The following is a 22,997-nucleotide window of genomic DNA, read 5'->3' as shown; positions in this document are numbered from 1 at the left end:
CGCTGGAATCCGGCCCCCAGAATCGAGTAACGGGGCTGGCGAAAAGGGTTTTTGAACGATTGCGAAGGCAAGGTGCCGGATATGCCGAACAAGACCAGTTCCGCTCCCGCTCATGGCGTGAAGGGCATCATACTTGCGGGAGGATCGGGCACGCGCCTGTATCCCGCGACCTTGTCGATCTCGAAGCAGTTGCTGCCGGTGTTCGACAAGCCGATGATTTACTATCCGCTGTCGGTGCTGATGCTGTCGGGCATCCGCGATATCCTTATCATTTCGTCCCCGCGCGACCTGCCCGCGTTTCAAGCGCTGCTGGGCGATGGATCGGAATTCGGGATCAGCCTGAGCTATGCCGAGCAGCCCAGCCCCGACGGGTTGGCGCAGGCTTTCCTGATCGGGGAGGAATTCCTCGATGGCGGACCCGCCGCGCTGATCCTGGGCGACAATATCTTCCACGGTGATGGCATCGGCGCGAAGGGCCGGGCGGCGGCGATTGCGGCTGAAGCTGGTGGCGCGACGGTGTTCGCCTATCAGGTCGAGGATCCCGAGCGTTATGGCGTGGCGACCTTCGACGCGGAGGGGCGCGCGACCAGCATCGTCGAGAAGCCCGCCGAGCCGAAGTCAAACTGGGCGGTGACCGGCCTCTATTTCTTCGACAAGGGCGTGACCGAAATCGCGCGCGGGCTGAAGCCTTCGCCGCGCGGCGAACTGGAGATCACCGACGTGATCGGCGCCTATCTCGATGCGGGCAGCCTGCAGGTGAACCGACTGGGCCGCGGCTTCGCGTGGCTCGACACGGGCACGCACGACAGCCTTCACGATGCGGGCAGCTTCGTTCGCACGATCGAGCATCGGCAGGGGATCAAGATCGCCTGCCCCGAGGAAATTGCCTATGACCTGGGCTATCTCGACGCCGACGCGCTGCTGCGCCGCGCCGAGATGCTGGGGAAGACCGACTATGCCCGCTATCTGCGCCGCTGCGTCGAGACGCACTGGTGACTAGTGTCCTCGTCACCGGCGGTGCGGGCTTTATCGGCTCGGCAGTGTGCCGGCTGCTGGCCGGGCAGGGGCGGCGCGTCGTCAATCTCGATAGCCTGACCTATGCCGGCAACCCGGCGGCGGTGGCGATGCTGGAAGGTCTGCCCAATTACCGTTTCGTGCGCGGCGAGATCGGCGACACGGCGCTGGTCGGGCAAGTGCTGCGCGAGGAGCGGATCGGCGCGATCATGCATCTTGCCGCCGAAACCCATGTCGACCGTTCGATCGACAGCCCCGCCGCCTTTGTCGAAACCAATGTGGTGGGCACCGTCCGCCTGCTCGACGCCGCGCTCGATTACTGGCGCAGCGGCGCGGCGGATCGCGGCTTCCGTTTCCACCATGTCTCGACCGACGAAGTGTTCGGCGACTTGCCGTTCGACAGCGGCGTCTTCACCGAGGATACCGCCTATGCACCGTCTTCGCCCTATTCGGCCTCCAAGGCAGCGAGCGACCATTTCGTCCGCGCGTGGCGCGAGACCTATGGGCTGCCGGTGGTGCTGTCTAACTGCTCGAACAATTACGGGCCGTGGCAGTTTCCGGAGAAGCTGATCCCGCTGACGATCCTCAACGCGCTCGAGGCGCGGCCGCTGCCGGTGTACGGCAAGGGCGCGAACGTGCGCGACTGGCTGCATGTCGAGGACCATGCCCGCGCGCTGGAACGGGTGCTGGAGCAGGGCGCGATCGGCGAAACCTACCTGATCGGGGGCAAGGCCGAGCGGACCAATTTGCAGGTGGTCGAGGCGATCTGCGATCTGATCGATGCGCGCACCGGCGAGAGCGGGCATCGCGACCTGATCACCTTCGTCACTGACCGCCCAGGGCATGATCGCCGCTATGCGATCGATCCGGCCAAGACCGAGCGCGAACTGGGCTGGTCGCCGGAGGAGACGTTCGAAACCGGACTGGCTGCGACGGTGGACTGGTATCTGGCGAACCGCGAGTGGTGGCAGGCGATCCGGGCGGGGACCTATACGGGCGAGCGGCTGGGGGTTCGGTAGGGGCGGTAGATTATCGGCCGCTAATTGCGATTGCCGAATGATCTTCTTTGAGGTTCCTTCTCCCGGCTTCTTTGCGCTCCGAATAGCGATCGACCAATTGGGCGACGTGCGGGCGCATGAGTACCGTTGTACGGACCAGCTCCTCCATCACATCGACAATCCTGTCGTAGTAGCTGGACGGTCGCATGCGGTCATCGTCACCGAACTCCTTGTAAGCCATCGCCACCGACGACTGGTTCGGGATGGTGAACATGCGCATCCATCGGCCGAGCAAGCGTAGGGTGTTCACGCTGTTGAACGACTGGGAGCCAGCCGACACCTGCATGACTGCGAGCGTTCGGCCCTGAGTCGGGCGCATCCCACCCATCGACAGCGGGAGGTGATCGATCTGGGCCTTCATGACGCCGGTCACCTGACCGTGCCGCTCTGGGCTGCACCAGACATGGCCCTCGGACCAGAGCGAAAGTTCGCGCAGCTCGTGCACGGCGGGATGATCGTCACCCGCGGCCTGATCGGGGAGCGGAAGATCGGAAGGGTTGAAGATGCGAGTCTCGGCACCGAACAGACGGAGCAGACGGGCGGCTTCCTCAACGCACAGGCGCGAGAAGGAACGTTCGCGAAGCGAGCCGTAAAGCAGCAAAATGCGCGGCGGCGGCTGATCTTCACCCAGCCCCTCTGCCGGCCTGCGTATCACGTAGGCGGGATCGAGCGCGGGCAGGTGATCTGGGTCGGGCAGCGCACGTATGCGGCTCATGCTGCATCCTTTGGCAATGGAGGGAAGATGATCCCGCTGACGAGGTGCGCACCGGTCGCGCCGATGAGTTGCGCAGCGACGAATGCGGGCACGTCCGACGGAGAAATTCCTGCGAAACTGTCGCTCAATGATCGGGCGATCGTGATTGCCGGATTTGCGAAGCTGGTGGACGACGTGAACCAGTAAGCCGCAGTGATGTAGAGCGCGACGCTGGCCGGAAGGCTGTCGGGTCGCATCCGGGCAGTTCCCAGTATCGTTAGCAGCAAGCCGAAGGTGGCGACCGCTTCGCTTGTCCATTGACCGGGTCCGCTGCGAACCTTGCCGGAGAGCTGGAACACCGCAACGTCGAACATCAGATGAGCGAGCCAGACACCGAGGATTCCTCCCGCGAGTTGGGCCAGTACATAGATGACGGCGGTACGGGTCCGGATGTGACCGCGCAGTCGCATGATCAGGGTCACGGCGGGGTTCAGGTGCGCGCCCGATACCGGCACCAGCATAGTGATGAGAACGAAGAGGATCGCGCCGGTGGCAAGCGTGTTGCCAAGTAGCTCGACGGCGACGTTACCGCCCGCAAGCCGCTCGGCCATGATGCCGGAGCCGACCACGGTGGCAAAAAGCAGGAGACTGCCCAGGCCCTCTGCCAGAAATGCCCGCGATTTCATGCAGAGCAGACGCGGTGGCCGTCAGCATCGATAGTCTGTTGGCCGTCTTCCTTAGTGAAGGCGCTCATCTGCGCATGGGGAAGGATGTCGAGCACCACCTCCGATGGGCGGCACAGCTTTACGCCGAGCGGTGTGACCACCAACGGTCTGTTGATGAGTATCGGATGCGCCACCATCGCGTCGATAAGCACGTCTTCGGCAAGGCTCTCGTCGCCAAGGCCAAGATCCGCATAGGGGGTACCCTTCTCGCGAAGGAGTTCGCGGGGCGACATGCCGGCTCGCCGAATCATTTCGACCAGCAACGCGCGAGCCGGCGGCGTCTTGAGATACTCGATGACATGAGGCTCGACCCCGGCATTGCGGATCATCGCCAGCACGTTGCGCGAAGTTCCGCATTGGGGATTGTGGTAGATCACGATGTCGGTCACGGCTGGCTCCTTCAGCAGCAGATCAATTCGGCGACCAGCGGTTCGCACAGCTCAGGGCGGCCCTGGCAGCAGTCTTTCGCGAGAAAGGTCATCAGCGAACGAAGCGTATCGATGCTGGCGCGCTGAACCTGTTGGCGACCACGCTTCTCGGCAGTTACCAGACCGGCCTTCGCGAGCACCGCGAGGTGCGTCGATAACGTACTTTGCGACAGCCCACTCGCTGCCACGAGCGCACCCGTCGTGAGGCCGTCAGGCTCGTGGCGGACAAGCAAGCGGAATGTGTCGAGCCGGGTCGGGTGCGCGAGGGCGGCAAGCGCGGCGAGCGCGGAATTGGTTTCCATCCATCGGGAATAGCCGATGCATTTTTGCCTTGCAAGATACATCGGAAATACCCGATGAATATGGCGAGCCGCCGGGTCTCCAGGCAACTTGGCGGACTGCATGCCGCGATCTTCTCTCCCCAAACGAAAAGCGGCGGCCGGACCATCGTCCGACCGCCGCCAATCTCGCCTCGCTCGGGAAGGTTAGGCCCCGCGCCCCACGCCGACCAGCGTGAACCCAGCCCGCGCCGCCTCTTCCGGCGGATAGATGTTGCGCAGATCCACCAGCAGCGGCGCCTTCAGGATCGACTTCATCCGGCCCAGGTCGAGCGCGCGGAATTCGTCCCATTCGGTCACGATCACCAGCGCATCGGCCCCGTCGGCGGCTGCGTAGGGATTTTCCGAGAACTCGACATCGGTCAGCATCTTGCTGGCCTGCTCGACACCTTCGGGATCATAGGCCTTGATCGTCGCGCCGGCGTCCTGCAGCGCCTGGATCACCGCGATCGACGGCGCGTCGCGCATGTCGTCGGTGTTGGGCTTGAAGGTGAGGCCGAGGATCGCGACGGTCTTGCCGCGCACGTCGCCGCCCATCGCCTTGATGACCTTGCGGCCCATCGCGCGCTTGCGGGCGTCGTTCACCTGCACGGTCGCCTCGACGATACGCAGCGGCGTATCATTGTCGTCGGCGGTCTTCATCAGCGCCAGCGTGTCCTTGGGGAAGCACGATCCGCCATAGCCGGGGCCGGCATGGAGGAACTTGGAACCGATGCGGTTGTCCATACCGATGCCGCGCGACACTTCCTGCACGTTCGCGCCGACCTGTTCGCACAGGTCCGCAATCTCGTTGATGAAGGTGATCTTGACCGCGAGGAACGCGTTCGCGGCGTATTTGATCAACTCCGACGTGCGGCGGCCGACGAACAGCAGCGGGGCCGACTGGTTGAGCGAGAGCGGGCGATAGATGGCGCGCATCACTTCGCGGGCGGCCTCTTCCTCGGCGCCGACGACGATGCGGTCGGGGCGCTTGAAGTCCTCGATCGCCGCGCCTTCGCGCAGGAATTCCGGATTGGAGACGACCATCGCGCCCTTGCCCGGCGCGAACTCGTTCATGATGCGCTCGACTTCGTCGCCGGTGCCCACCGGCACGGTCGACTTGGTGACGATCACGCTGGCCTTGGTCAGGTTCTCCGCGACTTCCTGCGCGGCGGCATAGACATAGGTCAGGTCGGCATGGCCGTCGCCGCGGCGGCTGGGCGTGCCGACGGCGATGAATACCGCGTCGGCATCCTTGACGCCTTCAGCGAGATCGGTGGTGAAGTGAAGGCGGCCGGCCTTCACGTTCGAAGCGACCAGTTCGGCCAGGCCCGGCTCGTAAATCGGCATCACATTCTGGTGAAGCAGCTCGATCTTGCGCGCATCCTTGTCGACGCAGACCACGTCGTGCCCGAAGTCAGAGAAGCAGGCACCCGAGACGAGTCCAACATAGCCGGTGCCGATCATCGCGATACGCAATGCAAATCCCCCGATGTTCTGGATTGGTTTGGTTCACGCCTTAGCGCCCTCACCGGCTAGGGCAAGATCATGGCGCTCGAATGACGGCGTTGAAAATTGCGGGATGGGGCGAAGCCCGGCGCCGATCATATCGTCAAAGAAACGATCCAAGCATCGCGAATCTAACAGGAATCAAAAAAGCCGCAGGGAGACCCCGCGGCTTTTGAAACCGTCCGGGCCGATCAGCATGTCTTCATGATGAAGACACTCCACCGCCGGCCCGGCAGTAGCAATCGGCTTACAAGGGGCGAATTTCGTCGCCGCCAACGCCGTCGCGGAAAAGAAGCTCAAACAAGAACATTTTAGTCTCCCATCGGTGCGCACTGGTGCGCGATTCGTTGGTTAATGGGAATTTAACGATGAATCAATACGGATTTCTGCGGAATGATAGCGCTGTCAGGGTCTGAAACGGCTTCTCGGCAACCGTTCGCTTAACCCTTCCTTCAAGGGTAAAGGGCTAGACGCGGCATAGATGTCGGCAAGGATAGAGCCTCCAGCGTTCCCCACGGGAACGCCTCTCCCCGCCACGGCGGCCCCTGGCGTGAGCGAGGGACGGACACCCGTGCCGGCGAACGGCAACTTGTCCGGACGACGGCGGCGCAAGGCTGAAGCGCCTTTCGTCCGCAATGCTCCGAAACGGTCGCCCGACGCGCATTCGGGCCGGGGCGATCGCCGTCCGGAAGGGCGTTTCTGGCGGATTCTGGTGCTTTGCCAGATCGACAATTTCACCACCTTGCGCCGGCACCTGGGGCGTCCCCGGGCCGACAAGCTGGCATTCGACGTTGCGGACCGGATCACCGAATTGTGTCCGCATGTCCGAATCGGCACTGCCGCGCGGTCGACCATCGAGATCGCCTTCGAACGCGACAGCTGCGAAGCCGCCGCTGCGGATGTCGACCGGGTCCGGTCGGCCTTCCAGAAGCCGGTCGACCTCGACGGCGAATTTTACCAGCTCAACCTGCAATTCGGCATCGCGGCGGCGCCATGCAGCGAAAGCGACGAGGTGCGGCTGGCCGAAGCGGCCGAATCGGCGCTCGAACAGGCGCATGCTGAGAATCGAGTCGTCATGCTCGATCTGTCGCGGGCCGATCTTGCCTTCGACAAGCTGACCCTGATGCGAGAACTCCCCCGGGCGATGGCCGCGGGCGAGATGTTCCTGCAATATCAGCCCAAGGTGCATGTCCGCCGGCAGGAGATTTCCTCGGCTGAGGCGCTGGTGCGCTGGGAACATCCGGTGCGCGGGCTGATCCTGCCGAGCGACTTCATCTCGGTGGCCGAACAGGCGGGCGAAATCTCCGCGCTGACCCTGTGGACGCTGCGCCAGGTGATCGCCGATCAGCGCACGCTGGCGGGCGACGGCCAGGATTTGACGCTGTTCATCAACATCTCCGGCGTGCTGCTGGCGGACAAGGCGTTCGTCGAGGAAGCGTGCGAGATCGTGAGCAACAGCGAAGCGAAGATCGGGTTCGAGATTACCGAAACCGCGGTGATCCGCGATCCGGAAAGCGCGATCCGGCACCTCAATCGCTTCGCGGAGATCGGCGTGACGCTGGCGATCGACGATTATGGCGCGGGCCTCTCGTCGCTGGCCTATCTCAAGCAGCTCCCCGCGAAGGAGCTGAAGATCGACAAGATGTTCGTGATGCAGCTGACCAGCAGCAATCGCGATCCGCTGATCGTCCGTTCGACCATCGATCTGGCCCATGCGCTGGAGATGGAAGTGGTGGCGGAGGGCGTCGAGACGCCCTCGGCGCTGGCGCTGCTCAGCGTGATGGGCTGCGACATGGTGCAGGGCTTCCTGATTTCGCGCCCGCTGGGCTTCGATGCGTTCCGCCAGTTCCTCGCCGACGACAGCTATTTCTCCGGCACGGGCGGGAATGCGTCGTTCATCCGGCCCGAAAGTTTCTGGAAACGGGCCTGATCGGAGGCGCGCCTTAGGGCGGTCTTAATTAACCTTGTGCAGACTGACGCGACAATGCGTGCGTCCTTTCGCCTTCTGACCGCGTTCCTCGCGCTTCTGTGCTGCCTTCCGGCGGCCTCTGCCGTCGCGCAGGTGACTGCCGTGACCCAGCCCAAGTCGCCCGTCGATGTCGCGCTGGATCGCGCGCGGACGACGATGGTCTCCGATCCGCAACAGGGCCTGAAGCTCGCCGCCGATGCCGAGGTGCTGGCGCGCCGCCTGCCCGAGGGGCAGCAGCGGACCATCGCGATCGCCACTGCGCGCTGGCTGATCAGCGAAGGCTATTTGCGGCAGAACCAGGTCGACAAGGCGCGGCCGATCATCGCCCAGACGCTGCGCGATACCCAGGGCATGACGATCAAGCTGCGCGGGGACCTGCTCCTGTCGCTCGGCTCGCTCCAGATGGACGACGGGCAGGCGGCGGCGGCGCTCCGCAGCTATCAGGAGGCCTATCGCATCTTCGATCGGCTCAAGGAGCCGCGCAGCGTGGCGCTTGCCTTCCATTATCTCGGCAGCCTCTATTCCGCCGCTCGTGGGTTCGATCGTGCGGCCGATTATTATGGTCAGGCCGCTGCGGCGTATAATGGCGACCCGTCGCTGTCGCTCACGCTGCACAACAGCCGCGGCAACATGCTGCTCGCGGCGGAGAAATATTCGGGCGCGATCGCCGAATATGGCAAGGCGCTGGAGATCGCGCGGCAGATGGGCAAGCCACTGCTCGAGGCGCGCATCCTCGGCAACATCGCGCGGGCGCAGCTCGAGGCGGGGCAGCTCGACGATGCCGAAGCGACGCTTGCGCGGGGCTTCTCGCTTGCCAAGGGCGAGGACGCGAAGAGTTTCCGCCAGCAATTGCTGGGCACCGCCGCCAGCGTGGCGATGGAGCGCGGCGATCCCGTCCGCGCGCGGGCGCTGATCGTGGAGGCCTTTCAGGGTCTCGACCTGACCAAGACCACCTCGACCTTCCGCGAGGCGCATCTCTACGCCTACAAGATTTTCGAGAAGACCGGCGAGATCAATCTGGCGCTGCAGCATCTCGAGGCATTCCGCCGCCTCGATGACGAAGCGACCAGGGTTGCGACCTCGTTCAACTCCGCGATCAGTTCCGCCGAATTCGATTCGGAAGGCCAGAAGGCGCGTATCGCCGAGATGCAGGCCGTGCAGGAACGCCGCACTGCCGAATTCCAGCGCACCCTGTTCCTCAGCATCGGCGCTGCCTTCCTGGTCGTGATGGCTGCACTGGCGTGGGGCCTGATCAATATCCGCCGCAGCCGCAACCAGGTGCGCGACGCCAACATCGTGCTGGGCGAGACCAACGTCGCGCTCGAAAAGGCGCTGAAGGCCAAGACCGAATTCCTCGCGACGACCAGTCACGAGATTCGCACCCCGCTGAACGGCATTCTGGGCATGACGCAGGTGATGCTGCACGACCAGAAGCTCGATCCTTCGGTTCGCGACCGGATCGGCATCGTGCATGGCGCGGGCATGACGATGCGCAGCCTGGTCGACGATATCCTCGACGTGGCCAAGATGGAGACGGGCAATTTGACCGTCGACGCCGCGCCGATGGACCTTTGCGCGACGCTGAAGGACGTCACGCGGATGTGGGAGGAGCAGGCGCGCGCCAAGGGCCTCGCCTTCAACCTCCATCTGGAAGACGCGCCGCGCTGGATCGTCAGCGACGCGGGCCGCCTGCGCCAGATCGTGTTCAACCTGCTGTCGAACGCGATCAAGTTTACCGAGGCCGGAGGCGTCAGCGTCCGTGCGACGGCGGCGGGCGAAGGCGAATCGCAGCGGTTGAAGCTGGTCATCACCGATACCGGCATCGGCATCCCCGCCGAGAAGCGCGACGAAATCTTCGAATCGTTCAAGCAGGCCGATTCGGGCACTACGCGGAAATTCGGCGGTACGGGTCTGGGCCTGACCATCTGCCGCAACCTTGCGCGCGCGATGGGCGGCGACATTGCCGTGGACGGAGCAGAGGGCAGCGGATCGGCCTTCACCGTCGATCTGCCGCTGGTCCATGCGGAAGCGCCGGAAGCCGAGGCGTCCAGCGGCGCGACGGGCACGATGCTGATCCTCGACCGCAATCCGATTGCACGTTCGATGCTCAAGACCCTGTTCGAACCGCGCGTCGGCGCACTGAAATTCCTCGCCACCCCCGACGAAGCGCTGGAGGCGCTGAAGGCCGGTGGCGCTACCCGGTTGCTGATCGACGAGAGCACGCTGAAGGCCGCCGGCGACGATCCGTTCGGCGTTCTGGCCGCGCTTTCGGCTGCGGCGAGCGAAGCGGGCGCTTCGAGTGCGATTTTGTGGATGAAGCCGGATGAAGCCGTAATGACCTCTCTGAAAGGCAGTAATGTCGGGCAAGTCATTGAAAAGCCTGTGGCGGGTGCCGCGCTGGTGGAGGCGATCACCCAGCAGGCTGAAGAAAATTCGGACAAACCGGGCTCCGGGCCGCTTGTTTCGCGCGCGGCTTGAGACGATAGCGGGGCACGAAATGATGACGGTCGCTCAATTTTATTGGCCCGCAAGAGGCTGCAACGAATGAATATCCTCTTCATCGAGGACGATCCGATGAACCGTCGGGTCGTGAAGGACATGCTGGACGTGGCCGGTGCGACGATGGCGGAAGCCGGTCTCGCCGAGGAAGGTCTTGCGCGTATCGAATATGAAGAATTCGACGTGATCCTGATGGACCTGCGGATGCCCGGCATGGACGGCATCGAAGCGATCCGTCACATCCGGGCGCGTCCGGACGAGAAGGCGAACCTGCCGGTGATCGTGGTCACCGCCGACAGCGGCGCCGACCTGCGCGAGCGTTGCCTGGAAGCAGGCGCCGACGATGTGCTGTTCAAGCCGGTGGCGATGGACGCGCTGTTCGATTCGATCGGCCGCGTGCTGGCGATCCGCGGCGGCGGGGGCATGATTCTCTAAAGACCGGCCCGGGCTGCGATAAGGTCAGGGAACTCTCTCCAATCGTGACCTTATCGTGAGGGGAAATGGTCACGCGCCGGTGCGGTGAGGGGCGCCGCTGCGGGTGGCATTCAAGCGTTCAAAGAGCGGCCGGATTTGGGTTTCCCGCCCATTGAACCAAGCAGGCGAAATCCAACATTTCAAGCCTTGGCCGTGATTCCGGCGAAAGCTGGAATCTCAAGCCGCACGCCTTCTCCTTGGTAGCTCCAGATGCCAGCTTTCGCTGAGATACCGACCGAAGAGGGAAGGAATCAATCCTCCAGTATCTTCGAATGCTCGCGCGTGTCGCGCATCTTCAGATAGGTCACCAGCGAGATCGCGATCATCGCGGTGACATATAGATAGAAGCCGCGTTCCCAGCCCCATTCCTTGAACTTCAGCGCAACCGCAGGCGCGGTGCCGCCGAAGATCGCGTTGGCCAGCGCATAGGGCAGGGCAACGCCCAGCGTGCGGATATGCGCCGGGAACAGTTCGGCCTTCACCACCGCGTTGATCGAGGTGTAGCCGGTGACGATCACCAGCGCGCCGGTCATGATGAGGAATGCCATCACCGGGCTGTCCACCGTCTCCAGCGCAGTGAAGATCGGCCAGGTCAGCAGCACGCCCAGCACGCCGAATCCGACCATCAGCGGCTTGCGCCCGATCCGGTCCGACAAGGCGCCGGCCAAAGGCTGGAGGCACATGAAGACCAGCAACGCTCCCGCATTGATCTGGGTCGAGACTTCCTTGCTGAAGCCACTGGTGTTGCTGAGGAAGGTCAGCAGGTAGATCGAGTAAGCGTAGAAGGCGAGGGTGCCGCCCGCGGTGAGCAGCATCACCACTGCGGCTTCGCGCGGATGCTCGCGGAACAGCGCGCCGAAGCTCGACTTCTTGCCCGCCTCGCGCTTGTCGAAACTTTCGGTCTCGGGGAGGTTGCGACGCAGCCAGAAGACGATCACCGCGAGCGCCGCGCCGATCAGGAACGGGAGACGCCAGCCCCATTCGGCAAGGTCTTCCTTCGCCAGCACGCTCTGGAGCAGGATGAGCACGCATAGGGCGATCAACTGGCCCGAGATCAGCGTGACGTACTGGAAGCTGGAGAAGAAGCCGCGCCGCTGCTTGCCCGCCATTTCGGAAAGATAGGTGGCGCTGGCGCCATATTCGCCCCCGAGCGACAGGCCCTGGATCAGCCGGGCGGCGACCAGCGAGACAGTGGCCCAGGCGCCGATCGCCTCGTAGCTGGGCGTCACCGCGATCATCAGCGAACCGAGGCACATCAACGTTACCGACAGGGTGAGACCCGCCTTGCGCCCGTGCCGGTCGCCATAGACGCCCATCAGCCAGCCGCCGATCGGCCGCATGAAGAAGCCGACGGCGAAGATCGCCCATGCGTTCAGCTGGGTCGCGACCGGATCGCCCTTGGGAAAATAATGCGGGGCGAGATAGGCAGTGAAGGCAGCATAGGCATACCAGTCATACCATTCGACCAGATTGCCGGCCGAACCGCCCAGGATCGACTTGATCCGCTTGCTCTCGCTCATTTTCCTCTCCCCAGCATCCTGCGGCTCCACCGCACGCCACCCAGCACCGGATAGAGGAAAGCCAGCCCCTTGGGCAGCCGCCCGGACGCGCGATCCACGGGATTGGCGGCCAGCGCCCCCAACTCGCTGAGCTTGTACCCCAGGCCGCGGCGCAGCAGCAGTCCCGCGGCGAGCACCGGCAGCATCGTCCGCGCCGTCGGGCTGGCATGCTCGACGTCCTCGAACTTCCCGCCCAGACAGGCTTTCGCAACATTGACCAGCCGCCGGTGCGCCCGATCGGCGCGCAATTCCTTCACCAGGGCCGGGGGCAGATCGAGGCCGAGCATCTCGTGCGCCAGCAACAGACCCTGCGCCGCGCAGCGGCCCACGCCGAGCGCCTTCGCTTCGCGATAGCGTGCCTCGGGCCCCGCAGGATCGGCGACCAGCATCGCGTTCAGATCCGCCAGCCATTTGAGCCGGAACCAGCCATGATGGGCGCCGTGGGCGAAGAGATAGGGGAACATCAGCTCGTCGCCCATCGTCGGCACTTCGATGCCGCGCGCGATGGCGATGCGCTTGCGCGGCGCGCTCAGCGCGGCTTCGGGCAGCAGGCCGGGGTTCTGGAGCAGGCGGCTGTGCAGTTCGACGATCAGCCCGTTGGCGGGGTGCCGCCAGCCCGATTCCTTCGACACCTGCATCCATGCCGCGACCTGATCGTCGCTGATCTCGGGGCCGGGGCTGAAGCGTTGATAGCCTGCCTCGCGCAGCAAGGCGGCGGCGGGGGCAGCGTCATCGGCGGCGACAAGGATATCGATGTCGTTCGCGGACTTCACCGCGAGGGTGCCATAGCCCTGGATCGCGAGGGGAAGCCCCTTGAAGGTGATCCAGTCGATCCCGGCTGCGTCTAGGATCCCGCCGAGGCGGCGCGTTTCGGCCGCTGCGCTCAGATTTTGCCGCGCGATCTGGCCGGCGCGTTCGGACAGCCGCTTGTCCAGCGTCAGCGGCAGGGCGATGCCGGCGGAGCGGAACGCGTCGGCGGCCAGACCCCAGACGCGATGGCGGCGGATGATCCGCGCGACGCGATCCCAGTCGATGCCAGGGACCGAAGCGGCTTCGCGCACCGCAACATCGCCTGCCGCGCGCGGCCAGCGGCACGCGGCGCAGACGAGACGGAATTCGGCGCTGGGCTGGTCGGGCGTGGGCTCCATCGCGCCACCTATATCAGCGCCCCGCCCGCCGGATAGTGCGCCAAACGGATCGGGGCCGTCCGGGAACGGGGCGCCGTCGCTCCCCCCGGAGCGACAGTATAGGGAGGGAGCCTTCTTCCGCCCAAGGGGCACAGATGGACGAGGAAGGCTCCCTCCAACGCAGGCCGGGCCCCTTACAGGGGGAGAACGGGCCGGACCGCGTTCCTCTCCTTGCAACGGCAGGGAGAGGCTAGCCGAATTCAATTCGATGGTGAGGGCCTTCTTTGCTGCAAGGCCGAAAAGAAGAAGACCCTCACCCAACCCTCTCCCGCGAAGGCGGGAAAGGGCTAGAAATTACCGCGCGATTCCGATCAGTGCGCTCGCCGTATATCCCGCCGCGACCGACCCGCTCATCGTCGGGGTCTGCTGTGCGATCTGGGCGCTGCTATTGTCGCCGAACACATTGTCGCCGCTCAGCGACACGCCGGAGAAGTTGCTGATGCTGGCGGTGTAGCCGGTCGCATTGTTGTAAACCTGGGTGCAGGTGGCGGAGGGCATCGCCAGCTGCGAGGTGAGCACCGCGTATCGGCCGCCGGTGGCGGTCGCGAGGCTGGAGAACACCTCGAAATGCATGTGCGGCCAGCGCCCGGCATAGCAGCCGGGGAAGATGGTGGTGAAGATCACCTGCCCGTTGCTGTCGGTCACGCCGACGCCGCGCAGATAGCTTTCGGCGGGCAGATCGTAGAGCGAATATTTCCCCGCCCGGTCGCAATGCCACAGATAGACCGCGTAACCGGCGAGCGGGGCGCAGGCTGCGTTCACGTTGACCACGGTCAGGGTGATCGTCAGCTGGACGCCGGGAGCGGTCGCGGTCGACGATCCGACGAAGCTCGAGCGGATATCGCTGCGCACGACATTGCTGGCGGTCAGCACGTTGGACGTGGTGCCGCTCGACGTGTTGGTGCCGTCGGCGGGATAGGGGCCGCCGGTCTCGGCCGGATCGGCGATACAGCCGGTCGCGGTGGGCGAGGGCGTCGGCGTTGTGCTGGGTGTCGGCGTGACGGTTGGCGTGGGCGTCGGGGTCGGCGTGACCACCGTGCCACCGGTCGAGGCGGTGGTGCCGCTGTCGCACGACGAAAGCAGGCCCACCGCCCCGGCGCCGGCGAACCAGCGCAGCGCGCGGCGGCGGCTGGCAAGCGCGTCGAGCGCCTTCAGGTCATGCGCCAGTCCCAGGTCGTGGTCGTGAAGATCGTGCATTCGGGTTCAGCCCCTGTGGTGTCTCGCCACTGGAACTGGACCCTGAAATGCATCGGCGAATTTCGCGGCGTCGCGCGAATATTTCAATTGTTTGCAGCTTCGACCGGCAACCGCACCCGCACGCATCCGCCGCCATCGGGGCAATTGCCGAGCGTCACGCCGCCGCCATGTGCCTCCGCGATCGAACGGACGATGGCGAGGCCCAGCCCGGTGCCGCCGGTCGCGCGATTGCGCGAGCCTTCACCGCGCACGAACGGCGCGAACAGCGTTTCCGGATTGGGCGGGAAGCCCGGCCCGCGATCCTCGACGCTGACTTCGGCCCAGCCGGGTTCGGTGCGCCATTCGACCTTGGCGACCTTGCCGTAGCGCACGCCATTGTCGATCAGGTTGGCGAAAAGCCTGCGCAGCGATTGCGAATCGCCGCGCAGCACGACGCGCGGACCCGATTCGACGTCGACCGGGGTGCCAGCGGCCTTCATGTCGTCGACCAGGCTTTCGATCAGGCTGCCCAGTTCGATCCGGTCGCGGGCATCGGCGCGCTCGTCGCGGGCGAAGCGCAGCACGGTGGCCAGCATCGCGCGGATCTCGTCGATATCGGCATTGGCGCGGTCGCGGGCCTCGTCGGGCAGTTGCTCGACCCAGAAGGCGAGCCGGGTGATCGGCGTGCCCATGTCGTGCGCGATCGCCGCGAGCATCGTGGTGCGCCCCTCGGCCTGTTCGAGGATGCGGCCCTGCATCGCGTCGAACGCGGCTGCGAGCTCGCGAACCTCGCGGGGGCCTTCCTGTGGGATGGGCGTGCGGGCGCCGAGCCGCGTTTCCCGCGCGATCTTCGCCAGCCTGCGGATCGGGTGCGAGATGGCGCGCGCGATCAGCCAGGCGCCGATCCCCAGCACGACCAGCACCGCCAGCGTCGCGGCCAGCGTGATGCGGTGCCAGCGGGTCAGCATCGGCTGCGGTCCGGAACGCGCGATTCGCGTCCCTTCGAGAGCCACCCACGCGATGACGAAGTCGCCGCGGATTTCGGCGCGCACCGGCCCGTGCGGACGATCGTAAAGGCCGTGGATCTGCGCCGCCGGCACGCCCATCGCGCGCGCTACCGCAGCGTCGCGTTGCGGGCTGGGGTCGCCGGTGAAGCCGGCAGGCGCGCTTTGCTCTATCGTGAAACGGCCCCAGGGGCCGCGTGCGGCTTCGCCGGTCCGCAGTGCCTTTGCGATCTGTTCGATCGGCACCGGCGGGTTGAACGGTGGCGGCCCCATGAAGGTGATCGCGAACTGGACCATCGACGCGATCGCCACCGCAGCGACCACCAGCAGCACGATCGGCCCGACGATCGAACGCGGGCGACGCATGATCGGGGTGGTCATCGGCGAGTCACGTCGGCGGTGAACATATAGCCTTCGTTGCGGATCGTGCGGATCAGCTCCTCGGTCGCGGGCCGGGCCAGCTTCTTGCGCAGCCGGCTCATCTGCACGTCGATCGCGCGGTCGAAATGCTCGGCGGTCAGGCCGCGCGAGAGATCGAGCAGCGTGTCGCGGGTAAGCACGCGGCGGGGATGCTCGACCAGCGCGAGCAGCAGGCGGAACTCGCCGTCGGAGAGATTGATGACCACATCGTCGGGATCGAACAATTGTCGCCCGACCGGATCGAGCCGCCATCCGGCGAAACGCAGATAGGCGCGATCGGGTGCGAGGGGGGCGGGATCGGAACGGCTGCGGCGCAGGACAGAGCGGATGCGCGCCAGCAGCTCGCGCGGGTTGGCCGGCTTGGCGATATAATCGTCCGCGCCCATCTCCAGCCCGACGATGCGGTCGACTTCCTCGCCGATCACCGAGAGGATGATGACGGCGGGCCCGGTCGCGCGATCGATCGAGCGCAGGATGGTCAGCCCGTCCTCGCCCGGCATCATCACGTCGAGCACGATCAGGGCATAGTCGTGCCTGGCCAGCGCCGCGCGCATCTCGGCCGCGCCGTCGGCGGTATCGACGACATAGCCGTGGCCCGACAGGAACGCGGCCATCAATTCCCGGATGCCGGGGTCGTCATCGACGATGAGGAGGCGCGTTTCTGGGTCCAAGGCTTCGGCTAGTGCGATCATGCGGCGGAAGTGCCCGGCGAACCTATCCGGCGCGTTGCAGCGCTGCAATGTGGTGTAATGTGGGCACGGTGTGGCATTATGGGCACAGGTGGCGGCCGTGCGGGAGGCTCGGTTGAGCGCCATTCCGCTTGTAGAATCACTTTCCCCCTGCTACCGGCCCCGCTCCAACGTCGCGGACCCCGTCCCGGCGATGCTATTCTATTGGTTTGAACCGCGAGGTCTTTTACAACATGCAAATTATCGTTCGGGACAATAATGTCGATCAGGCGCTCCGTGCGCTCAAGAAGAAGCTTCAGCGCGAAGGCGTCTATCGCGAAATGAAGCTGCGTCGGCATTATGAGAAGCCGAGCGAGAAGCGCGCCCGTGAGCGTGCCGCCGCGGTTCGCCGCGCGCGCAAGCTCGAGCGCAAGCGCATGGAGCGCGACGGCGCCCGGTAAGGCCCGTCCGGCGCGGCCCCGCAGGCCGCGCCACATTGCTCAAGACTCAAAGTGACCAACGGCGGTCTCGCCGCGCAAGGAATCCATCCATGTCCGTGACCGCCGTTCCGCTGCAGCATGTCAAGAAGAGCGTCCGGATCTGGATCTGGCTCGGTGTGATCGTTGCGATCGCCGCAGCTTTCGGTCTGGCCTGGTGGGGCGTCAAATCGATGCCGACCCAGGACGAGATCGCGTCGCGGATGACCAACGAGCAGTTCCTTGCACGGAACAAGACCCAGCCGGGCGTGAAGACGACCGAATCGGGTCTCCAGTACCAGATCATCAAGGAAGGCGAAGGCCCGACTGCCCAGGATGGCGGCGCGGTGTTCCTGAACTATGAAGGCACGTTCCGCGACGGCAAGGTCTTCGACAAGAGCCAGCAGCCGACGCCGTTCCCGGTGCAGGACGGCGCATCGATCCCCGGCTTCTACGAAGGCCTGAAACTGATGAAGAAGGGCGGCGAATACCGCCTGTGGATCCCCGCCAACCTCGCTTATGGCGAGCGTTCGCCGGATCCTTCGCGAGTTCCGGCCAATTCGATGCTGATCTTCAAGGTCACCGTCGATCGCCTGATGACCCCGGCCGAAGTTCAGGTGATGATGCAGCAGATGCAGACCCAGGGTCCGCCGCAGGGACCCGAGGGCGCGCCGCAGGGCCGCCAGCCGCAGCAATAGGCTGCCCGGACCGGAGGGTGGCTTCCGGTTTCCGCAACCTGGCTTGCGCCTGACGATGCTTGCAATCCCCGCACCCGAGGCGCACTAGGCCGCCCGGGAGTCGGGCATGTTCGATGGTTTCGATGCAATCCTGCTGGCGCGGATACAGTTCGCGTTCACGGTCAGTTTCCACTTCATCTTCCCGGCCTTTTCGATCGGGCTGGCCAGCTATCTGATGGTGCTTGAGGCCCTGTGGCTTCGCACCGGGCGTCAGGTCTTTCTCGACCTCTTCCGCTTCTGGATAAAGATCTTCGCCGTCGCCTTCGCGATGGGCGTCGTGTCGGGCATCGTCATGTCCTATCAGTTCGGCACCAACTGGTCGGTTTTCTCGGACAAGGTGGGGCCGGTGATCGGGCCGCTGATGGCCTATGAGGTGCTGACCGCTTTCTTCCTCGAGGCCGGCTTCTTGGGCGTCATGCTGTTCGGCATGAAGAAGGTGGGGAAGGGGCTCCACTTCGCCGCGACCTGCATGGTGGCGCTGGGCACCTTTATCTCGGCTTTCTGGATCCTGTCGGCCAATAGCTGGATGCACACGCCGACCGGCTTCGAGATCGGGCCGAACGGCCAGTTCCTGCCGGGCGAGAGCTGGGCTGCGATCATCTTCAATCCCAGCTTCCCCTATCGCCTGATCCACACCGTGACAGCGGCCTATCTGACTACCAGCCTTGCCGTGGGCGCGGTCGCGGCGTGGCACCTGCTGCGCGGCAGGAAGGACCACGAAGGCACGCGGGTGATGTTTTCGATGGCGATGTGGATGGCGGCGATCGTCGCGCCGATCCAGATTTTCGTCGGCGACCAGCACGGCCTCAACACGCTGGAGCATCAGCCGGCCAAGGTCATGGCGATGGAAGGGCATTTCCAGAGCCATCCCGATGGCGCGCCGCTGATCCTGTTCGGCCTGCCGAACCAGAAGGAACAGCGCGTCGACTACGAGATCGCGATCCCGAAACTGTCCTCGCTGATCCTCAAGCATGATCTGAACGCACCGCTGCAGGGCCTCGACACGGTAGCGCTGGACAAGCAACCGCCGGTTGCGGTCGTGTTCTGGTCGTTCCGCGTGATGGTGGGCCTAGGCATGCTGATGCTGGCGCTGGGCATGTTCAGCCTTGCCGCGCGGGTGGCGCGCAAGCTGTACGATTGGACGCTGCTGCATCGCTTTGCGCTGGCGATGGGGCCATCAGGCTTCGTGGCGGTGATCGCGGGGTGGATCACGACCGAGGTCGGGCGGCAGCCCTATACCGTCTATGGCCATCTGCTGACCCGCGACAGCGCTTCCCCGCTGGCGGCGCCGGCGGTGGGCGCATCGCTGGTCGCGTTCGTGATCGTCTATTTCGCGGTATTCGGCTTCGGCACCTGGTACATTCTCAAGCTGATGGCCAAGGGCGTCGAGGCGCATGAGCCGGAGATCAGCGAGGAACTGCCGATCCGCACCGCCGGCATCGTGCCCGGCCCCGCCCAAGCGCTGGACGAACAAGATGGGGTGAAGGACTGATGGTCGCCGATCCTACCCTTGCCACGATCTGGGCGTTCCTGATCGCGTTCGCGGTGTTCGCCTATATCGTGATGGATGGCTTCGACCTGGGCATCGGCATCCTGTTCCCGGCCTTCGGCGTGGGAGAGGAGCGCGACAGCGCGATGAACTCGATCGCGCCGGTGTGGGATGGCAACGAGACCTGGCTGGTGCTGGGCGGGGGCGGGCTCTTCGCGGCCTTCCCGCTGGCTTATGCGATCCTGATGCCCGCGCTCTATCCGCTGATCATCGCGATGCTGCTGGCACTGGTGTTTCGCGGCGTGGCGTTCGAGTTCCGCTGGCGCGATCCGGGTCATCGCCGCTTTTGGGACTTCGCCTTTACCGCCGGATCGGTGACTGCGGCTTTCACCCAGGGCATGGCGCTGGGTGCGATCCTGCAGGGCGTGACCGTGGTCGACCGGGCCTATGCCGGGGGCTGGCTCGACTGGCTGTCGCCGTTCAGCGTGCTGACCGGCCTTGGGCTGGTCGCGGGCTATGCGCTGCTCGGCGCGACCTGGCTGATCTGGAAGACCGAAGGCGGTGCGCAGGGGCACGCTTATCGTCTTGCCGGGCGTTTCGGCATCCTGACGCTGGCGGCCATCGCGGCGGTCAGCGTCGCGACGCTGACGCTGGATACCGATTACAAGGCGCGATGGCTGGATATGCCCAATGTGTTGTTCACGGCGCAGGTGCCGTTGCTGGTGGCGATCTTCTCGGCTGCATTCTGGTGGTCGCTCAGGCGGCGCAAGGAAGTGCTGCCGTTCCTGCTGGCGCTGGGACTGTTCCTGCTGAGCTTCCTGGGCCTTGGCATCAGCATGTATCCGCACATCGTTCCCACTTCGGTCACGATCGTCGAAGCCGCAGCGCCGGCGCGCAGTCAGGGCTTCATGCTGGTGGGGGCGGGGATCCTTATCCCGATCATCCTGGCCTATACCGCATGGTCCTATTGGGTGTTCCGCGGCAAGGTCGGCGCGGACGGTTACCATTGAGCGAGACGGCCCCGGCGCCGCTATGGAAGCGGCTGATCTGGATGGCGGCGATCTGGGCCGCGAGCGTTGCGGTGCTGGGCGTTGTGGCGTTCGTCATCCGCACATGGTTAAGGCTCTGACAGGCAAGCCGCCCGGATAGGCTCATTTCAACATCGAAATGACCATCCGTTTCCTTTAAGCGTAACAAAAACAACATATTATGGCACAGCTCGCCTGAGCCACGGCATTGCTTTCCGCGTGCTGAAGGTATATCGCGCTGCCAACCGACGCAGATTCGGGTCGTGGGAAATATAACAGAAAACGCTCACGTGCTCGTCAGGAAGGGGCCTTTAATGCTCATGACTCGCGACCGGCCACAGCCGGTAACGCGCCGGTTCCTGGAATCGCTGTCGTTTCAGCTCATGGGTGTTTTCGTCGCGTCGCTCGGCGCGCCGTTCCTCTATGTCTTCCTGCAGCCGCTCGATCATCTCGCCGAAGCGACGATCATCAACAGCGCGATCGCATCGTTCACCGCTGCGACGATCGGCCTGTTCCTCTATCGCCGGGTGACCTCGTTCCCGGGCACGAGCGGTTTCGCTTTCATCATTCCGACCTTCTCCGCGGTCTTCGCGGTGGCTGCCGTCGCCATGCTGGGCTTCCGCCTTGCCTATAGCGGCGCGATGCTGAGCGCGGGCTTCGCCGCGTCGATCGCGTTCGGCTTCCTCGCCACGCACCTGTCGCAGCGCTTCGCGCGGCGGCAATTCTATCTCGTCCCCTTCGGCGATATCGACATCGCGCTGGATCGGTCGGGTGTGGACTGGGTGGTGCTGCACAAGCCGGAGGTGCCACACTGGGACCGGCATGGCGCGATCGTCGCCGACCTGCGACACGACATGGATCCCGAATGGGAGCGCATGCTGGCGTCGGCCGCGCTTTCCGGCCGCGTGGTCTATCACACCAAGCAGCTGCGCGAATCGCTGACCGGCAAGGTCGAGATCGAACACCTCTCGGAAAACAGCTTCGGATCGCTGCTGCCCAACCTCGCCTATCGCAAGATCAAGCGGGCGGGGGATATCGTCCTTTCGCTGCTGGCCTTGCCCGTGCTGGCGGTTCCGTTCGCGCTGATCGCGCTGTGGATCCGGCTCGATTCGAAGGGCCCGGCCTTCTTCATCCAGGAGCGGATGGGCTATGGCGCCCGCCCGTTCAACGTCATCAAGTTCCGCACGATGGAAGTGCGCGAGCTTTCGGATGCCGACTGCGCGAAGAGCGATGCGATCACTCAGCATGAAGACGCACGGATCACCCGCGCGGGCCGCTTCCTGCGTCGCAGCCGGTTCGATGAACTGCCGCAGCTGTGGAACGTGCTGATCGGGGACATGAGCCTGATCGGGCCGCGTCCCGAGGCGCTGGCGCTGTCGCACTGGTATGAGCGCGAGCTGCCCTTCTACGTCTATCGCCACATCGTGCGGCCGGGGATCACCGGCTGGGCGCAGGTGAATCAGGGCCATGTCGCGGAACTGGGCGACGTGCACATCAAGCTTCACTACGACTTCTACTACATCAAGCACTTCTCGGCCTGGCTCGACATCCTCATCATGCTGCGCACGGTGGGGACGATGCTGACCGGCTTCGGCTCGAAATAGTCCGGTTCAGCGTCGCTGAACCCGTTGCGGGCCGGTGCCGCAAAACAAGCATGCATCAGGCGGGCGGTACGCCCGCCAGTTCGCGCATGCGGCGAATGCGATCGGCATCGTCGGCATGGGTCTGGAACATCCCGAAAAAGGTGATCACCGCGCCCATGCGCGGCAGGATCATCACGCCGCGCGGCAGATCATAGCCGGCGGCCATCATCAGCCGTCCGCCAAGCTGATCGGCTTCATCCTCGGTCCGGCGGACGAACGCGCCATTCTTGCCGAACCCGCGCGCAGCGCCGTTGCGCGGGATACCGCGTGCCTTGAGCTGCGTGGCATGATCGAGTGCGACATGGGCCATTTCGTGGGCGATCAGGAAGGCGAGTTCATCGTCGTTGCGGGTCAGTTCGACCAGCGAACTGGTGACGAGGATATAGGGTGAGGCCGCGACCGCCCGCTGCTGGGCGCTATAGGCCAGCCGGATGCGAAACAGGCAGCCGCTGCGCGGCGTGAGCGTGAGCGACAGGGTCTGCCCGCCGCGCAGGACGCGCAGCGCCACGGGGCCGCGTGCCAGCGCGTCCTGGAACAGGGTTTCGCTGGCGTCGCTGGCGGTGCGCCAGGCGCGGCGGTCCGGTCCCGCGAGGATCGTGGCGGGGGAGGGGAAGGGGGTTTCATCGACGGTGAGCAGCACATCGCCCGCGCGCAGCCCGGCGACGTCGGCTGGGCTTCCCTCGACTACGGTGAGCACGCCGGGGCCGCGATCGAGCCCCTGCCCGATCATCGCCGGGCGATCGGCCGCTTCATAGTCGCTGAGGTGATGGAAGGTCAGCCCGCTGACAGGTCCCTGGCGCGGACATAGCGCGGGCGCTGCCGTGGCGATTCGATAGCCGATCGTCGCGATCCGATAATCGGGTTCGCGCAGAAAGCTGCCCTCGGCCCGAACCGGTAGTGCCGCGGCAAGCAAAATCATTGCC

The 22,997-nt window shown here is 64.9% G+C and carries 22 protein-coding genes; 11 read left to right on the top strand and 11 right to left on the bottom strand.

The window, feature by feature from the left end; all coding sequences use genetic code 11:
* Positions 1–117: 117 nt before the first annotated feature.
* Positions 118–996, top strand: a complete 879-nt coding sequence (rfbA, locus tag HHL13_RS10890; protein ID WP_169556911.1) for a glucose-1-phosphate thymidylyltransferase RfbA — start codon at positions 118–120, stop codon at positions 994–996.
* Positions 990–2,033: a dTDP-glucose 4,6-dehydratase gene (gene rfbB / locus HHL13_RS10885; RefSeq protein ID WP_206377039.1), complete on the top strand. Its 1,044-nt coding sequence runs from the start codon at positions 990–992 to the stop codon at positions 2,031–2,033. Before rfbA ends, rfbB begins: the two co-directional genes overlap by 7 nt.
* 10 nt (positions 2,034–2,043) lie before the next feature.
* Here the strand turns inward: rfbB and arsH are convergent, their stop codons facing one another.
* From arsH to HHL13_RS10860, 5 genes are all read right to left on the bottom strand, one after another.
* Complete coding sequence (arsH, locus tag HHL13_RS10880; protein ID WP_169555682.1) at positions 2,044–2,787, bottom strand: arsenical resistance protein ArsH; 744 nt, start codon at positions 2,785–2,787, stop codon at positions 2,044–2,046.
* Positions 2,784–3,452 carry an MIP/aquaporin family protein gene (locus HHL13_RS10875; RefSeq protein ID WP_169555681.1) on the bottom strand — a complete coding sequence of 223 codons (669 nt, stop codon included), beginning with the start codon at positions 3,450–3,452 and terminating at the stop codon, positions 2,784–2,786. Before HHL13_RS10875 ends, arsH begins: the two co-directional genes overlap by 4 nt.
* Entirely contained in the window at positions 3,449–3,880 is a 432-nt protein-coding gene (gene arsC / locus HHL13_RS10870) for an arsenate reductase (glutaredoxin) (protein WP_169555680.1), read from the bottom strand. The genes HHL13_RS10875 and arsC overlap by 4 nt, the downstream gene beginning before the upstream one ends.
* Before the next feature lie 11 nt (positions 3,881–3,891).
* On the bottom strand, positions 3,892–4,221 hold the full coding sequence (locus HHL13_RS10865) for a metalloregulator ArsR/SmtB family transcription factor (RefSeq protein WP_169555679.1): 330 nt from the start codon (positions 4,219–4,221) through the stop codon (positions 3,892–3,894).
* Positions 4,222–4,404: 183 nt separating this feature from the next.
* The gene (locus tag HHL13_RS10860; RefSeq protein WP_169555678.1) at positions 4,405–5,715 is read right to left on the bottom strand and encodes a UDP-glucose/GDP-mannose dehydrogenase family protein; all 1,311 of its coding nucleotides are present in this window, start codon (positions 5,713–5,715) and stop codon (positions 4,405–4,407) included.
* 580 nt (positions 5,716–6,295) lie between these two features.
* On the opposite strand from HHL13_RS10860, the gene HHL13_RS10855 reads away from it, so the two are divergent.
* The 3 genes from HHL13_RS10855 (at position 6,296) to HHL13_RS10845 (ending at position 10,648) form a co-directional block, all read left to right on the top strand.
* Positions 6,296–7,675, top strand: a complete 1,380-nt coding sequence (locus HHL13_RS10855; protein ID WP_346775539.1) for a GGDEF domain-containing phosphodiesterase — start codon at positions 6,296–6,298, stop codon at positions 7,673–7,675.
* 54 nt (positions 7,676–7,729) lie between these two features.
* Positions 7,730–10,192: an ATP-binding protein gene (locus tag HHL13_RS10850; protein ID WP_169555676.1), complete on the top strand. Its 2,463-nt coding sequence runs from the start codon at positions 7,730–7,732 to the stop codon at positions 10,190–10,192.
* Positions 10,193–10,258: 66 nt separating this feature from the next.
* Positions 10,259–10,648, top strand: a complete 390-nt coding sequence (locus HHL13_RS10845) for a response regulator (protein WP_169555675.1) — start codon at positions 10,259–10,261, stop codon at positions 10,646–10,648.
* 290 nt (positions 10,649–10,938) lie between these two features.
* On the opposite strand, the gene HHL13_RS10840 is transcribed toward HHL13_RS10845, so the two are convergent.
* The 5 genes from HHL13_RS10840 to HHL13_RS10820 all read right to left on the bottom strand — a co-directional run bounded on the left by HHL13_RS10840 (position 10,939) and on the right by HHL13_RS10820 (position 16,725).
* Positions 10,939–12,207, bottom strand: coding sequence for an MFS transporter (locus tag HHL13_RS10840; protein WP_169555674.1), 1,269 nt, complete (start codon positions 12,205–12,207; stop codon positions 10,939–10,941).
* Complete coding sequence (locus HHL13_RS10835; protein ID WP_169555673.1) at positions 12,204–13,394, bottom strand: nucleotidyltransferase family protein; 1,191 nt, start codon at positions 13,392–13,394, stop codon at positions 12,204–12,206. Before HHL13_RS10835 ends, HHL13_RS10840 begins: the two co-directional genes overlap by 4 nt.
* Before the next feature lie 333 nt (positions 13,395–13,727).
* The gene (locus HHL13_RS10830) at positions 13,728–14,630 is read right to left on the bottom strand and encodes an intradiol ring-cleavage dioxygenase (protein WP_169555672.1); all 903 of its coding nucleotides are present in this window, start codon (positions 14,628–14,630) and stop codon (positions 13,728–13,730) included.
* Between the two features lie 83 nt (positions 14,631–14,713).
* Complete coding sequence (locus HHL13_RS10825; protein WP_206376900.1) at positions 14,714–15,994, bottom strand: ATP-binding protein; 1,281 nt, start codon at positions 15,992–15,994, stop codon at positions 14,714–14,716.
* Complete coding sequence (locus tag HHL13_RS10820) at positions 15,991–16,725, bottom strand: response regulator (RefSeq protein ID WP_169555671.1); 735 nt, start codon at positions 16,723–16,725, stop codon at positions 15,991–15,993. Before HHL13_RS10820 ends, HHL13_RS10825 begins: the two co-directional genes overlap by 4 nt.
* Before the next feature lie 230 nt (positions 16,726–16,955).
* Between HHL13_RS10820 and rpsU the strand changes: the two genes are divergently transcribed.
* The 6 genes from rpsU to HHL13_RS10790 all read left to right on the top strand — a co-directional run bounded on the left by rpsU (position 16,956) and on the right by HHL13_RS10790 (position 22,035).
* Positions 16,956–17,162, top strand: coding sequence for a 30S ribosomal protein S21 (gene rpsU / locus HHL13_RS10815; protein ID WP_010162663.1), 207 nt, complete (start codon positions 16,956–16,958; stop codon positions 17,160–17,162).
* An 89-nt stretch (positions 17,163–17,251) separates the two neighbouring features.
* Positions 17,252–17,875 carry an FKBP-type peptidyl-prolyl cis-trans isomerase gene (locus HHL13_RS10810; protein ID WP_169555670.1) on the top strand — a complete coding sequence of 208 codons (624 nt, stop codon included), beginning with the start codon at positions 17,252–17,254 and terminating at the stop codon, positions 17,873–17,875.
* A 106-nt stretch (positions 17,876–17,981) separates the two neighbouring features.
* Positions 17,982–19,406 carry a cytochrome ubiquinol oxidase subunit I gene (locus tag HHL13_RS10805; protein WP_169555669.1) on the top strand — a complete coding sequence of 475 codons (1,425 nt, stop codon included), beginning with the start codon at positions 17,982–17,984 and terminating at the stop codon, positions 19,404–19,406.
* A complete protein-coding gene (gene cydB, locus HHL13_RS10800) occupies positions 19,406–20,413 on the top strand; it encodes a cytochrome d ubiquinol oxidase subunit II (protein WP_169555668.1) in 1,008 nt (335 codons plus the stop codon). Before HHL13_RS10805 ends, cydB begins: the two co-directional genes overlap by 1 nt.
* Positions 20,410–20,532, top strand: a complete 123-nt coding sequence (locus HHL13_RS10795; RefSeq protein ID WP_240953682.1) for a DUF2474 family protein — start codon at positions 20,410–20,412, stop codon at positions 20,530–20,532. The genes cydB and HHL13_RS10795 overlap by 4 nt, the downstream gene beginning before the upstream one ends.
* Positions 20,533–20,745: 213 nt before the next feature.
* A complete protein-coding gene (locus HHL13_RS10790) occupies positions 20,746–22,035 on the top strand; it encodes a sugar transferase (RefSeq protein ID WP_206376899.1) in 1,290 nt (429 codons plus the stop codon).
* Positions 22,036–22,090: 55 nt separating this feature from the next.
* Here the strand turns inward: HHL13_RS10790 and HHL13_RS10785 are convergent, their stop codons facing one another.
* Entirely contained in the window at positions 22,091–22,993 is a 903-nt protein-coding gene (locus HHL13_RS10785) for a M48 family metallopeptidase (RefSeq protein WP_169555666.1), read from the bottom strand.
* Between the last annotated feature and the right edge of the window lie 4 nt (positions 22,994–22,997).

The sequence above is a fragment of the Sphingomonas sp. G-3-2-10 genome (assembly GCF_012927115.1).
In the GTDB taxonomy this organism is placed as follows: domain Bacteria; phylum Pseudomonadota; class Alphaproteobacteria; order Sphingomonadales; family Sphingomonadaceae; genus Sphingomonas.
The sequence above is the reverse complement of the archived record's forward strand: the minus strand, read 5'-3'. Positions and strand labels throughout refer to the sequence as shown.

Coding starts and splice junctions, on each gene's coding strand:
- arsH (WP_169555682.1), bottom strand. CDS start 2,787: ATGAGCCGCATACGTGCGCTGCCCGACCCAGATCACCTGCCCGCGCTC.
- HHL13_RS10865 (WP_169555679.1), bottom strand. CDS start 4,221: ATGGAAACCAATTCCGCGCTCGCCGCGCTTGCCGCCCTCGCGCACCCG.
- HHL13_RS10810 (WP_169555670.1), top strand. CDS start 17,252: ATGTCCGTGACCGCCGTTCCGCTGCAGCATGTCAAGAAGAGCGTCCGG.
- HHL13_RS10845 (WP_169555675.1), top strand. CDS start 10,259: ATGAATATCCTCTTCATCGAGGACGATCCGATGAACCGTCGGGTCGTG.
- HHL13_RS10805 (WP_169555669.1), top strand. CDS start 17,982: ATGTTCGATGGTTTCGATGCAATCCTGCTGGCGCGGATACAGTTCGCG.
- HHL13_RS10850 (WP_169555676.1), top strand. CDS start 7,730: ATGCGTGCGTCCTTTCGCCTTCTGACCGCGTTCCTCGCGCTTCTGTGC.
- rpsU (WP_010162663.1), top strand. CDS start 16,956: ATGCAAATTATCGTTCGGGACAATAATGTCGATCAGGCGCTCCGTGCG.
- HHL13_RS10830 (WP_169555672.1), bottom strand. CDS start 14,630: ATGCACGATCTTCACGACCACGACCTGGGACTGGCGCATGACCTGAAG.
- HHL13_RS10840 (WP_169555674.1), bottom strand. CDS start 12,207: ATGAGCGAGAGCAAGCGGATCAAGTCGATCCTGGGCGGTTCGGCCGGC.
- HHL13_RS10790 (WP_206376899.1), top strand. CDS start 20,746: ATGCTCATGACTCGCGACCGGCCACAGCCGGTAACGCGCCGGTTCCTG.
- cydB (WP_169555668.1), top strand. CDS start 19,406: ATGGTCGCCGATCCTACCCTTGCCACGATCTGGGCGTTCCTGATCGCG.
- HHL13_RS10785 (WP_169555666.1), bottom strand. CDS start 22,993: ATGATTTTGCTTGCCGCGGCACTACCGGTTCGGGCCGAGGGCAGCTTT.
- HHL13_RS10825 (WP_206376900.1), bottom strand. CDS start 15,994: ATGACCACCCCGATCATGCGTCGCCCGCGTTCGATCGTCGGGCCGATC.
- HHL13_RS10820 (WP_169555671.1), bottom strand. CDS start 16,725: ATGATCGCACTAGCCGAAGCCTTGGACCCAGAAACGCGCCTCCTCATC.
- HHL13_RS10835 (WP_169555673.1), bottom strand. CDS start 13,394: ATGGAGCCCACGCCCGACCAGCCCAGCGCCGAATTCCGTCTCGTCTGC.
- HHL13_RS10875 (WP_169555681.1), bottom strand. CDS start 3,452: ATGAAATCGCGGGCATTTCTGGCAGAGGGCCTGGGCAGTCTCCTGCTT.